The 13006-nt window shown below is 69.1% G+C and carries 8 protein-coding genes and 1 pseudogene; 8 read left to right on the plus strand and 1 reads right to left on the minus strand.

Translation table 11 applies throughout. The annotated features are described in order from the left end of the window. Nucleotides 1-344 precede the first annotated feature (344 nt). The 3 genes from CCZ27_RS01595 to CCZ27_RS01605 all read left to right on the plus strand — a co-directional run bounded on the left by CCZ27_RS01595 (nt 345) and on the right by CCZ27_RS01605 (nt 5179). On the plus strand, nt 345-2618 hold the full coding sequence (locus tag CCZ27_RS01595) for an NADP-dependent malic enzyme (protein WP_096445057.1): 2274 nt from the start codon (nt 345-347) through the stop codon (nt 2616-2618). Between the two features lie 74 nt (nt 2619-2692). Next, nucleotides 2693-3826, plus strand: a complete 1134-nt coding sequence (locus CCZ27_RS01600) for a patatin-like phospholipase family protein (protein ID WP_096445058.1) — start codon at nt 2693-2695, stop codon at nt 3824-3826. A 165-nt stretch (nt 3827-3991) separates the two neighbouring features. Continuing rightward, complete coding sequence (locus CCZ27_RS01605; RefSeq protein ID WP_096445059.1) at nt 3992-5179, plus strand: serine hydrolase; 1188 nt, start codon at nt 3992-3994, stop codon at nt 5177-5179. A gap of 15 nt (nt 5180-5194) precedes the next feature. Here the strand turns inward: CCZ27_RS01605 and CCZ27_RS01610 are convergent, their stop codons facing one another. Further along, on the minus strand, nt 5195-5995 hold the full coding sequence (locus tag CCZ27_RS01610) for an IclR family transcriptional regulator (protein ID WP_096445060.1): 801 nt from the start codon (nt 5993-5995) through the stop codon (nt 5195-5197). A 111-nt stretch (nt 5996-6106) separates the two neighbouring features. Between CCZ27_RS01610 and mbhE the strand changes: the two genes are divergently transcribed. The 5 genes and pseudogenes from mbhE (at nt 6107) to CCZ27_RS01635 (ending at nt 12986) form a co-directional block, all read left to right on the plus strand. Next, the gene (gene mbhE / locus CCZ27_RS01615; RefSeq protein ID WP_096445061.1) at nt 6107-8902 is read left to right on the plus strand and encodes a hydrogen gas-evolving membrane-bound hydrogenase subunit E; all 2796 of its coding nucleotides are present in this window, start codon (nt 6107-6109) and stop codon (nt 8900-8902) included. A 190-nt stretch (nt 8903-9092) separates the two neighbouring features. After that, entirely contained in the window at nt 9093-9452 is a 360-nt protein-coding gene (locus tag CCZ27_RS01620) for a Na+/H+ antiporter subunit C (RefSeq protein ID WP_096445062.1), read from the plus strand. Next, nucleotides 9449-11008, plus strand: coding sequence for a monovalent cation/H+ antiporter subunit D (locus tag CCZ27_RS01625; RefSeq protein ID WP_096445063.1), 1560 nt, complete (start codon nt 9449-9451; stop codon nt 11006-11008). Before CCZ27_RS01620 ends, CCZ27_RS01625 begins: the two co-directional genes overlap by 4 nt. Before the next feature lie 107 nt (nt 11009-11115). Next, nucleotides 11116-11388 (plus strand): annotated as a pseudogene (locus tag CCZ27_RS24115) (IS5/IS1182 family transposase); the annotation flags it as partial. A 101-nt stretch (nt 11389-11489) separates the two neighbouring features. Further along, nucleotides 11490-12986, plus strand: coding sequence for a TolB-like translocation protein (locus CCZ27_RS01635; protein ID WP_157748411.1), 1497 nt, complete (start codon nt 11490-11492; stop codon nt 12984-12986). The last annotated feature ends 20 nt before the right edge of the window (nt 12987-13006 follow it).

A 13006-nucleotide genomic window follows, 5' to 3' on the forward strand; every position in this document is an offset into this window, starting at 1 on the left:
CCGTTGCGTCTCGAAGGCCCTGGGGCCGGCGGGCGGCGGAAAGCCGGAGAGCGAGGATGGTGCGCGACCCGGCGGTCCGCAGATCGCCGACCGGTGCCCGTCGGGGTTTACCGCAGTCGGCGAAGACGCGGGATTATGCCACGCCCGAAACGCGCGCGCGTTGCGTTCATTCAAATATCAAATGCTTTCACATAGTAAATTAAGATTTCATTATGTGAGAAATTCGCGAAAGAGGAGTATGCTTTGCATCCCGTTGCCGCCGCGGCGGGGTTAGTCTATGCAGCCGACCTGCCGGCGGCGGGCCGCGAACGAAAACAGCGTCATCGACAGGAGGGACGACCGACATGGACGAATTGATTCGCGCAGCCGCGCTCGACTACCACCGCTACCCGCGACCGGGCAAGATTTCGGTCACCCCGACCAAGGTGCTGTCCAACCAGCGCGACCTGTCGCTGGCCTATTCGCCCGGCGTCGCCGCCGCCTGCGATGCGATCGTCGAGGACCCCGCCGAGGCGGCCAACCTGACGGCGCGCTCCAACCTGATCGGCGTCGTCACCAACGGCACCGCCGTGCTCGGCCTGGGCAACATCGGCGCGCTCGCCGCCAAGCCGGTGATGGAAGGCAAGGGGGTGCTGTTCAAGAAGTTCGCCGGCATCGACGTGTTCGACCTCGAGGTCAACGAGCCCGACGCCGACAAGCTGATCGACATGATCGCCGCGCTCGAGCCCACCTTCGGCGGCATCAACCTCGAAGACATCAAGGCGCCGGAATGCTTCTACATCGAGAGCAAGCTGCGCGAGCGCATGAAGATCCCGGTCTTCCACGACGACCAGCACGGCACCGCGATCGTGGTCGGCGCGGCCGTCCTCAACGGCCTGCACCTGCAGGGCAAGGACCTCAGGCAGGTCAAGGTGGTGACGTCCGGCGCCGGCGCGGCGGCGCTCGCCTGCCTCGAACTGCTGGTGATGCTGGGCATCCCGGTCGAGAACATCTGGGTCACCGACATCGAGGGCGTCGTGTATGAAGGGCGCACCACGTTGATGGACCCGATCAAGGCGCGCTACGCGAAGAAGACCGACGCCCGCAAGCTCGGCGAGGTCATCGAGGGCGCGGACGTCCTCCTCGGCCTGTCGGCCGGCGGCGTGGTGAAGGGCGAGATGGTGGCGAAGATGGCGGCCCGGCCGCTGATCCTGGCGCTTGCCAACCCGACGCCGGAGATCATGCCGGAGGAAGTCAAGCGGGTGCGCGACGACGCGATCATCGCCACCGGCCGTTCGGACTATCCGAACCAGGTCAACAACGTGCTGTGCTTCCCGTTCATCTTCCGCGGCGCGCTGGACGCCGGCGCGACCACGATCACCGACGACATGAAGCTCGCCGCGGTGCGGGCGATCGCCGAACTGGCGCGCGTGGAGCAGAGCGACATCGTCGCCGCGGCCTACGGCGAGAAGGTCGGCGGCTTCGGGCCCGAATACATCATTCCGCGCCCCTTCGATCCGCGCCTGATCGTCAAGATCGCGCCGGCGGTGGCCGAGGCGGCGATGGCGTCCGGCGTGGCGGCGCGTCCGATCGCCGACTGGGACGCCTACCGCGGCCAGCTCAACAACTTCGTGTGGCATTCCGGCCTGATCATGAAGCCGGTGTTCGCTGCCGCGCGCAAGAGCCCCAAGCGCATCATCTTCTCCGAGGGCGAATCGGAGAAGGTGCTGCGCGCGGTGCAGCAGGTGGTGGACGAGGGGATGGTGCGCCCGATCCTGATCGGCCGCCCCGACGTCGTGAAGGGCAACATCGAGCGCTTCGGCCTGCGCATGGCGGCCGACCACGACTACGAACTGGTCAACCCCGATTCCGACCCGCGCTTCAACCAGTTGTGGCAGCACTATCACAGCCTGATGGAGCGCCACGGCGTGTCGGTCGAATACGCCAAGAAGGAAGTGCGCCGCCGCACCACGCTGATCGGCACGCTGCTGCTGAAGTTCGGCTACGGCGACGGCCTGATCTGCGGCACCTACGGCATGCATCGCCTGCATCGCGAGTTCGTCGAGACGGTGCTCGGCCGCCGCGAGGGCGTCGACAACCTCTACACGGTGAACCTGCTCCACCTGCCGGGCCGTACGCTGTTCCTCGCCGACACCTATGTGAACTACGACCCGACGCCGGCGCAGATCGTGGAGATGACGCTGCTCGCCGCCGAGGAGATGAAGCGCTTCGGCATCGAGCCGCGGGTGGCCCTGCTGTCGCATTCGTCGTTCGGCTCGGCCGACTCGCCCACCGCCGAGAAGATGCGAGCCGCGCTGCGCGTGCTGCACGAGCAGCATCCCGACCTTCCGGTGGAAGGCGAGATGCACGGCGATTCGGCGCTGGATGCGCGGCACCGGCTGCAGATCTTCCCCAACGCGAAGATGCGCGAGGATGCCAACCTGCTGATCTTCCCCACGCTGGACGCCGCCAACATCGCCTTCAACCTGCTCAAGAACGCGGCGGGCGAGGGCATGACGGTGGGTCCGATCCTGCTCGGTGCGTCCAAGCCGGTGCATATCCTCACGCCGTCGGCCACCGTGCGCCGCATCGTCAACATGACCGCGCTGACGGTGGTCGAGGCGGGGCAGGAGCAGTAAATCACGCCCGCCCGGCGGCCGCCGGTTTTCCGTCTGTCCTCCCCTGTGCCATGATGCCCGCAGGGGAGGCGCGGATGGGCAACGGGGGGCGGGCAGCACTGGTATTGACGGGCGGCGGTGCGCGCGCCGCCTACCAGGTCGGGGTGCTGTCGGCGATCCGCGAGATCCGCGGGCGCCGGCCGGGCAATCCCTTTCCCATCCTCTGCGGTACGTCGGCAGGCGGCATCAACGCCGTGGCGCTGGCGGTGCATTCGGCCAGCTTCAATCATGCGGTGCGCCACCTCGCGCGCATCTGGCGCAACTTCCACGTCGACCAGGTGTACCGCGTCGATCCGGTCGCGTTGTTCGGCAGCGGCCTGCGCTGGGCGTCGGCCACCTTCGGCGGCTGGCTCATCCGCCAGACGCCGCGTTCCCTGCTCGACAACGATCCCCTGCGCACGCTGCTGACGCAGGTGCTCGACTATTCCGCCATCGACCGCGCGATCAAGGCCGGTTACCTGCACGCGATCTGCGTGACGGCATCGGGCTACGCGTCGGGCGAGAGCCTGGCCTTCTTCGAGGGCTCGATCGACGTCGAGCCCTGGCGCCGCGCGCACCGCATGGGGGTGCGCACGCGGCTGGGGGTCGATCATCTGATGGCGACCAGCGCATTGCCGCTGGTGTTTCCGGCGGTGCGCATCAACCGCGAATTCTTCGGCGACGGCTCGATGCGCCAGCTCGCGCCGGTGAGCCCGGCCATTCACCTGGGCGCGGACCGCATCCTGGTGATCGGCGCCGGGCGCCTCGCCGAGGAAGGCCGGCAGCGGGCCGAGGGCTATCCGTCGCCGGCCCAGATCGCCGGCCATGCCCTGTCCAGCATCTTCCTCGACACGCTGGCGGTCGATCTGGAGCGCCTCGAGCGCATCAACCGGATCGTCGGCGGTCTCGGCCCCGAGCAGCGCAAGGCGGTGGCCAGCGGCCTGCGGCCGATCGAAACGCTGGTGATCTCGCCGTCGCGGCGCATCGACACGATCGCCGCGCGGCATCGCAAGGAGGTGCCGCCGCTGCTGGGTGCGGTGCTGCGCGGCGTGGGCGCGATGCGCCGCGACGGCTCCACGCTGCTGTCCTATCTGCTGTTCGAGCCCGGCTTCATCCGCGCCCTGATGGACCTCGGCTACGGCGATGCGATGGCGCGCCGCGAAGAGGTCGCCGACTTCCTTCGCCTGTAGGCGCCTCGAACGGGCGCAATATTTGTCCTGCAAACATGCCGCCATGGTGCTCCGTTCATGGGACAATGGCGGAAATGATTTACGAAACACCTTGAAAAGATCTTGCTATCTGCTTAATTTGGCTGAAAATTAGCTCATAGCTCGCCCGCCGGATCTACCGCTGCCATGAAGCCACGACTTCTTCTTGCTTTTCTTCTCGGCCTGTCCGTCGTCCACTCCGGCCTGAATGCGGCGGCCGCCGCACCCTCGGCAGGCGCCTCCAAGGCGGGCAAGGCCACCAAGGCCGCAGGCAGCCAGGCTCGCGCCGCCGCCAAACCCGCTCCCAAATCCACCGCCAAGACCGCCGGCCGGACCAGCGCCAAGGCCGCCGTGCGCGTCGCCAAACCGTCCGCCCGCGCGGAAGCCAGGCGCGCCAAGGCGCGCAGCGTTGCCGAGGCGCGCGGACGCACGGCCGCCAAGGGCGCGCCGCTGCGGGTATCGCTGCGCAAGCAACCGGTCCTGGGCAAGACCGCGCCGGCGGCGGCGCTGATCGCTCCCGCCGCGGCCGAACCCGAACTCACCCTCGATGCCCATGGCCTGCCGCAACTCGGTTCGGCGGCCTTCTACGTCGCCAACCAGACGAACGGCGAAGTGCTGCTCGAGCGCAACGCGTCCTCGGTGCTGCCGATCGCCTCGATCACCAAGCTGATGACGGCGATGGTCGTGCTCGACAGCGGACAGGGCCTGTCCGAGGAACTCGTCATCTCCGAAGGCGACATCGACACGCTGAAGGGTACCGGTTCGCGCCTCGTGCTGGGGACGCGCCTCACCCGCGAGCAGATGCTGAACCTGGCGCTGATGTCCTCCGAGAACCGCGCCGCCTCGGCGCTGGCTCGCCACTACCCGGGCGGCGAGCAGGCTTTCGTGGTGGCGATGAACATCAAGGCGCGCATGCTCGGCCTGGCCGACACCCGCTTCCACGACAGCACCGGCCTGACGCCGCTGAACGTGTCCAGTCCGCGCGACCTCGCCAAGATGGTGGCGGCCGCGGCCGCCTATCCGCTGATCCGCGAGTTCTCCACCACGCCCGAGCGCTACGTCGAGATCGGCGCGCGCCAGTTGCGCTTCAGCAACACGAACTCGCTGGTGAAGAGCCCCGACTGGCAGATCGCGGTGCAAAAGACCGGCTACATCAGCGAGGCGGGGCGCTGCCTGGTGATGCAGGCGTGGATCCACCAGCAGCCGGTGGTCATGGTCCTGATGGATTCGAACGGCCGCTACACCCGCACCGCCGATGCGCAGCGCGTGCGCAAGTGGCTCGAGACAGAAGGCGCGCAGCGCCTCGCCGCCGCCCACAAGGGCCGCGCCGGCTGACCGGCGCAGCGGTGGTCAGTGGCGGGCGCCGGCGTAGCCCAGCGCCCGCGAGATCTCGTCCGCAGTCTGGCGCACGACCGGCGCCCAGTCCGGGTTGAAGCGCTCCGAGGGGGTCGACAGCGACAGGCCGGCGATCAGCGCGCCGTTGTTGTCGCGGATCCCGGCGGCGATGCAGCGTACGCCCGATTCCACTTCGTCGAGGTCGAAGGCGACGCCGTGGCGGCGCACGCGGTCGAGTTCCTTCTCTAGCGCGGCCATCGTGGTGATGGAAGCCGGTGTCGACGCGGGCAGGCCGGTGCGCCGCGCGTAGTCGCGGATCTGCTCGAGACCGTCATCGACCAGGAACAGCTTGCCGGTGGCGGTGGTATGCAGCGGCGCCCGTGCGCCGACGATGTGCACGACGCGCACCGAAGAGCGGCCGCTCGAGGTGCGCTCGACATAGACGATCTCGTCGCCGGCGCGGATGCCGAGGTTGACGCTTTCCCCGGTGGCGGCGTGCAGCTTCACCATGTAGGGCATCGCCGTATCGCGCAGCGAGATGCGCGACTTCACCAGGCTGCCCAGTTCGAGCAGGCGGATGCCCAGGCGATAGACGCCCGCTTCCGAACGCTCGACGAAGCCGCTCTGCGACATCGCGCCGAGGATGCGGTGCGCGGTCGAAGGATGGAGCCCGGTCTCCAGCGACAGTTGCTTGAGCGGCACCGGATCGGCGTGCTGTGCCAAGACGTCGAGCAGCTTCATCATGCGCTCGATGACCTGGATGGGGTTCTTGCCTTCGCCGGTGGCGGAGGGGGTTTCAGTCTTGAGGGCGGACACTTCGGCCTTGGGTCGTCGGTACGGGTTTCGGTAGAGGTATAAATGGTAACCTTCCGCCCTCATTGCGCCTAGTGAAATGAATTGTCAGTCAATGGACCGCTGCCCGCATCCATGAACCTGTCCCTGATCGTGATCCTGCCCTTTCTCGGCGCGCCGCTGGCCGCGCTGCTGATCCGCGCCGGGCGCAATGCCTGCGCCGGGGCGGCGTTCGCGGCAAGCCTCGCGGCCTTCCTGCTGCTCCTGTCGCACCTGCCCGGCGTGCTGCAGGGCGAGGTGCTGCAGGCCGGCTGGGAGTGGCTCCCCGGTCTCGGGCTGGATGCGGAGTTCCGGCTCGACGGGCTGGGCTTCCTGTTTGCGCTGCTGATCCTGGGCATCGGACTGCCGGTCATTGCCTATGCGCGCTTCCACCTGGCGGAGCGCGATCCGACGGGCAGCTTCATGGCCCGTCTGTTGTCGCTCCAGGGGGCGATGCTCGGCATCGTGCTGGCGGACAACGTGCTGTTGCTGCTGGTGTTCTGGTGGCTTGCCGGCCTGTCGTCCTTCCTCTTGATCGGCTACCGGAGGCATCTGCCCGAGGGGCGGCAGGGCGCGCGCATGGCGCTCGTCGTGATCGGCGCCGGCGGCCTGGCGATGATCGCCGGCATGCTGATCCTCGGCGACGTCGCAGGGTCCTACCGCCTGTCCGACATCTTCGAGCAGGCCGAGGCGATCCGGGCCGCCCCGCAATACCTGCCGGCGCTGCTGCTGATCCTGGCCGGCTGTTTCACCGCGAGCGCGCAGCTTCCTTTCCACTTCTGGCTGCCGCACGCGATGGCGGCGCCGACGCCGGCGCTGGCCTATCTGCATTCGGCGACGATGGCGAAGGCCGGCGTCTTCCTGCTGGCGCGCATGTGGCCGGTGCTGGCCGGTACCGACGCCTGGTTCTACCTGGTGGCGACCACAGGGCTGGCGACGATGCTCGCCGGCGCCTTCATTGCGCTGTTCAAGGACGACCTGAAGGCGGTGCTGGCCTATTCGACGATCGGCCATCTCGGCCTGGTGACGATGCTGCTCGGCTTCGGCACGCCGATGGCGATGGTAGCGGGGGTGTTCCACATCCTGAGCCACGCGGTGGCCAAGGCGGCCCTGTTCATGAGCGCCGGCATCGTCGGGCGCGAGGCGGGGACGCGCGACATCCCGCGGCTGGGCGGCCTCGCGCAGGCGATGCCGCTCACCGCGGCGCCGGCGCTGCTGGCGGGGGCCGCGATGGCCGGGGTGCCGCCGCTGAGCGGCTTCGTGTCCAACGGGATGATGCTGCACGAGGCGACGCTGGCCGAGTGGGGCGGCAACGGCTGGCTCGTGGCCGTGCTGGCCACGCTGGCCGCCTGTCTGGCGGCGGCCTGCTCCTTACGCCTCGTCGTCCATGTGTTCTTCGGCCGCGCACGCGCGGTGCTGCCGCAGGCGCCGCACGACCCGCCGGCCGGCATGTGGCTGCCGCCGGCCATTCTGGCGGTGCTCGCGGCCGGCCTCGGCGTGCTGCCCGCGCCGCTGGCCGGCGCGCTGGTCGACGCGGCCGCGTCGGCTGCCACCGGCGCGCCGCTGCCGGAATACGAACTCGCCCTCTGGCACGGCCTCACCCCCGCCATCGGCCTGAGTGCCCTGGCGCTGCTGGCGGGCCTGGTGCTGCTGAAGGCGTATCGCAGCGCGCGCGCATCGTGGGCCGCCGGCCTGCATCCGCAGGCGAAGGCGATGTTCGACGCCGTGCTCGCCTACTTCGTCGATCTCGCGCGCACGATCACGCAGGGCGTGCACGACGGCTCGCTGCAGCGCCAGCTCGCCTTCGCCGTGGGCGCGGTGCTGGTGCTCGGCTTCGCGACCTTCCTGACGACGCCGTATGCGCCCGGCGCGCGCGTGCCGCTGGCGGCCGGGCCGGTGGCCGTGGCCGGCTGGCTGGTGCTGGTTTTCGCCTGCATCGCGGTGCTCGCGCTGCACCGCAGGCGCTTGCCGGCGCTGGCGATGGCCGGCGTGGCCGGCCTCGTCGTCGCGCTGGGCTTCGCCCACTTGTCGGCGCCCGGACTGGCGCTCGCCCAGATCGCGGCCGGGGTCGTCACGATGATCCTGCTGTTGCTCGCGCTCGCGCACCTGCCGCGCGAGACGCCGCGAGAGAGGGGGCTGCCGCGCCGGCTGCGCGACGCCGTCCTCGCCGCCGCGGCCGGGCTGGGCGCGGCCGGCGCGGCGTGGGCGATGATGACGCGCGACTTCGAGACGCTGTCCGGCTACTACCTCGAGCAGTCGGTGCCCGGCGGCGGCGGGCGCAACGTGGTGAACGTGATCGCGATGGACTTCCGCGCTTTCGACACCTTCGGCGGGATCGCCGCGCTGGGCACTGCCGCACTGGCGGTCTTCGCGCTGCTCGACGGCGCCTCGTCCGATGCCGCGGGCGGCAGGGCCGTGCCCGTCGCACCGACGTATCCGCCGACGCTGGCAGCGGCGATGCGCGCCATGCTGATCCTGGCGCTCGCCATCGGCGCCTTCGTCTTCCTGCGTGGCCGCGATGCGCCGGGCGGCGGCCTCGTCGCCGGCCTGGCGGTGGCGGCCGCGCTGATCCTGCAGCACATGGCGCACGGCATGGACGGGGCCGGCGCCCGGCTGCACATCGACTATCACACGCCGCTCGGCTGGGGCGTGCTGGCGGCGGCGCTCACCGGGCTGGGCGCCTGGTTCGCGGGCTACCCTTTCCTGACCAGTGCGGTCTGGCACGCCGACATCCCGCTGCTCGGGGCGGTGCGGGTCGCCTCGACGCTGTTCTTCGATACCGGCGTGTTCCTCGTGGTGGCGGGCGCCACCCTGCTCACGCTCACCAGCCTGGCGCGCATCCGCGGGCAGGACGGTGCCGCGGGCGCGTTGCCGCAAGGAACCCTGCGATGAGGCGAATCCCACGCCCGAGGCGTTCGCGGCCTCCCGGGGGCGCACCGGCGTGCCCGGGCCGGCCCGGCGCATGCCGGCACGCGAGCCCGGTGCACCGGGGTCGGGGCGACCTCGGGGCCGCACACTGCGGGCGTGCCCGGCGCCCGTTTCATCCGTCCCGCGGCGCGTGACGGGAGGCGGAGCAACCGGCATGGAATGGCTCGTCTCCAGCGCAGTGGGGGTGCTGACCGCCACGGGCGTGTATCTGCTGCTGCGCGCGCACACGTTTCCGGTGGTGCTCGGACTCACGCTGCTGTCCTATGCCGTGAACGTGTGCCTGTTCGCGATGGGGCGGCTGGTGGTCGATGCGCCGCCGCTGATCGACGGGCGCGCCGCGCGCTACGCCGACCCGCTGCCGCAGGCGCTGGTGCTCACCGCCATCGTCATCTCCTTCGCCATGACCGCGGTGATCGTGGCCATGGCGCTGCGCAGCCGGTTCGCCGGCGGCGGCGATCACGTCGATGCCGTTCCGCCGCCGTCCGGGCCCGACGCCGGGGAGGACGGGCGTTGAATCACTGGATCGCGCTGCCCATCCTGCTGCCGGCGCTGGTCGGCGCCGTGCTGGTGCTCGTCGGCAGGCGCGACTGGCTCGTCGCACGCGTGCTGTCGGTGGCCTCGTGCGCCGCGCTGCTCGTGCTGGCGCTGTCGCTGCTGGCGGCGGTCTCCGCCGAGGGGCCGCAAGTGTATGCGCTAGGCGACTGGCCGGCGCCCTATGGCATCGTGCTGGTGCTCGACCGCCTGGCGGCGTCGATGCTGGCGCTCGCCGACCTGCTCGCGCTGCTCGCCCTGCTGTATGCCATCGGCGGTGCCGACCGCGGTGGGTGGCACTTCCACGCCTTGTGGCAGTTCCAGTTGATGGGCATCAACGGCGCCTTCCTCACCGGCGACCTCTTCAACCTCTTCGTGTTCTTCCAGGTGCTGCTGATCGCTTCCTGCGGCCTGGTGGTCCACGGCGGCGGGCGCGAGCGCCTGAAGGCGGGTGTGCAGTACGCCGTGGTCAACCTGTTCGGCTCCATGCTGTTCCTGCTCGCCGCGGGTCTCATCTACGGCGTGACGGGTACGCTCAACATGGCTGACCTGGCCGTCCGCGTGCCCGAGTCGGCGGCGGACGACCGCGCGCTGCTGCATACCGGCGCGCTGCTGCTGTTGCTGGCGTTCGGGTTGAAGGCGGCGCTGGTGCCCGTGCATTTCTGGCTGCCCGGCACCTGTATGACTGCGCCGGCGCCGGTCGCCGCGCTGTTTGCGATCACCACCAAGGTCGGCGCCTACGCCATCATCCGGCTCTGCACGCTGGCGTTCGGCGACGCCGCCGGCGCTTCGTCCTGGCTTGCCACGCCCTGGCTGCTGCCGGCGGCGATGCTGACCCTGCTGGCAGGCACGGGCGGCGTGCTGGGCGCGCGGTCGCTGGCGCAACTCGCCGCCTTTGCGATGGTGGCTTCCATGGGCACGCTGCTGATGGCGGTCGCACTGTTCACCGCGCCGGCGCTCAGCGCCGGCCTCTACTATCTGGCGCATTCCACCCTTGCGACCGCGGCGCTGTTCCTGCTGGCCGAACAGATCGCGTTGCGGCGCGGCAGCATCGGAGATCGCCTCGATCTCGCGCCGCCGGTCGTGCAGGCGCCGCTGCTGGGCGGGCTCTTCTTCGCCGCCGCGATCGCGGTGTGCGGCATGCCGCCGCTGTCGGGTTTCATCGGCACGCTGCTGATCCTCGACAGCGCGCGCGAATCGGTGAGCATGTCGTGGATCTGGGGGCTGATCCTGGGGACGTCGCTGCTCGGCATCATCGGCTTCTCCCGGGCCGGCAGCCTGGTGTTCTGGAAGAGCACCGCCGCGCAGGGCGCCTGCGCCGGGGGAGAACTGCCGGAAGGCGGCAGGCAGGGCGGAGCGGCCGCGCCACCCGTCCCCGTGCTGCCGCTGCTGGCGATGTCCGCGCTATTGGCAGGCGTCGTCGCGCTGACGGTGTTCGCCGGCCCGGTGAGCGAGTGGCTGGACGACACCGCGGCCCAGGTGCATGAACCGGCCCAGTACATCGACGCGGTGCTAGGCGCCGCCGCGGGCAACGAGTAACGGCCGCGCCTTCGCTGCCAATGGCGTGCGTGCAGCTTGTCGTCGCGCTCTGCCGTATCCGGCATCGGTGATGTCCTGGTCGGTTCTTGGCGCCGGATGCAGATCCTGCATCTGATATCGAGGCGGCCCGGCGCGGCGTCATCAAGAAGGCCCCCGTGCAGCAGGTGATCGCGGACACCACCGTGATGCCCAAGGCGATCGCGCATCCAACTGACACCCATTGCTGGAGAAGAGCCGCCAGCATCTGGTCAAGGCAGCGCAGCAGCATGGCCTGGGCCTGCGTCGGAGCTACAACCGCATCGCCCCCGGTTGGCCGCTACGCCCATGCCAGGCAGTTCAAACGCGTGCACAAGGCCGTTCGTACGCTGCACACCCGCGTAGCCTAGCCGAACGGACTATTTCTAGAGTCATGACCAATACATGTTGAGGTCATAGATTCCAACGGAGCTTGCCATCATCATTAAAAAGCCAAGGAGGAACAATGAAGAACCTATCCACTGACCGGGTCCGAGAGGAGGCGCCGGTAGAAGGACACACGGGAACCGCCGGCCGGCCACATCGTTCATGGCCGGACGGATACTTCGCCCGGTTTGCCATCGCCTCTACGCTGACTCTGGCCGGCTGTGCTGAAACCGCCAAGCCGGTGCCTTTTGGCGCAAAGAGCTTCACCCCTGCGGAACGGGCTGCCTATGTCCAGCAGTGGCGCGATATCGAAGCCCAATGGAAGGACACGCCCTTCGCCCACGACAACGAGATGGCCTGGCGGCAATGCCAGGCAACGGACTGCTACTCGCGCTGGCTGCACCCCGTGCAGGCCGACGTGGTTGGAATTCCCTATGAGCAATGGCCTTTGCGCTGGCGCTTCCACCGGGCCATCGTCGAGCCCAACGAGACGACCCTCCTGACCACCACCTGTAGCGACGCCCGAGCACCCAACCGCTGCCGCCTGCGCCGCTACGACATCGCCAGTGGCCGGCTGGAGGAACTCCCTGGCCAGGAACCGGGCCGCAGCTATTTCAGCCCGGCTTGGTCGCCGGACGGAAAGCAGATCGCCGTCGTCACCTGGCGCTGCGAAGGTCCCGAGAACGTCCGTTGCGTCAGGCTCGACCCAGCCCTCTGGCTGATCGACCGCGACGGCCGCAAGCTGCGGGAACTCATCGGCCCCGAGCAGCAGCGGGCGATCCTCAACATCTCCAAGCCCGGCACCGCTGCCCTCGCCCGTGGCATTGAGACCGACCGCCCCGCGTTCTCTCCGGACGGCAGGAAGCTCGCCTACTGGAAGAGCCTGCGCGGCTTGGTCCTGCGCACTGGCCTCGAAGGCTTCTGGCACCTCTACGAAATGGATCTCGCCAGCGGCAAGGAACGGCAACTGGACAACATCCACATGGGTTCTCCCGAAGGCGGCCCCGTCTACTTGGCCGATGGGCGGCTGCTCTTCTCGGCGGACTTCTACAACCCCCTGGGTCAGCCGCCGGCCGTGGTGCGCGAGGCCAAGACTCATATCTTCGCCACCGTGCCGGGGAAGGTGCTGGAGACGGCAGACCTGACGCCTTTCATTTCACCGCAGAGCACGTACGGCCAGTGGTGGGCACATGACGTATCCCGCGACGGGCGGTATGTATTGTTCAGCGGGCTTTCTGCAAAGCGCCATGGCAGGCCTTCCCTCTACCTCTATGACAGCCGCGAAGCCAGAACGGTGCGCAAGCTATGGGAGGGTAGTAACTACAAGCTGGACGACAAGGACATCCCAGAAGTGGGCGAGCGGGGAGGCGAATCAATCGGCCCTTGGTCCTACCCGCTGGATGCCCACCTCTCCGACCGGATGAACTGGCTGGTGCAAGTCGATGGTGGAATCCGCCACCCGGAAGATGGCGGCGAAATCTATCTAAGGAACCTGCGCGATGGCAGCGTCCGCCATATCGACGGCTGGGACTTCCAACCCTGGAAGCGGCCGGCCGCTGCGGCCAGATCGAATTGAGCCGTGAATTGACTGAAGAC

This window comes from Thauera sp. K11 (genome assembly GCF_002354895.1).
GTDB classification, from domain to species: Bacteria; Pseudomonadota; Gammaproteobacteria; order Burkholderiales; family Rhodocyclaceae; genus Thauera; species Thauera sinica.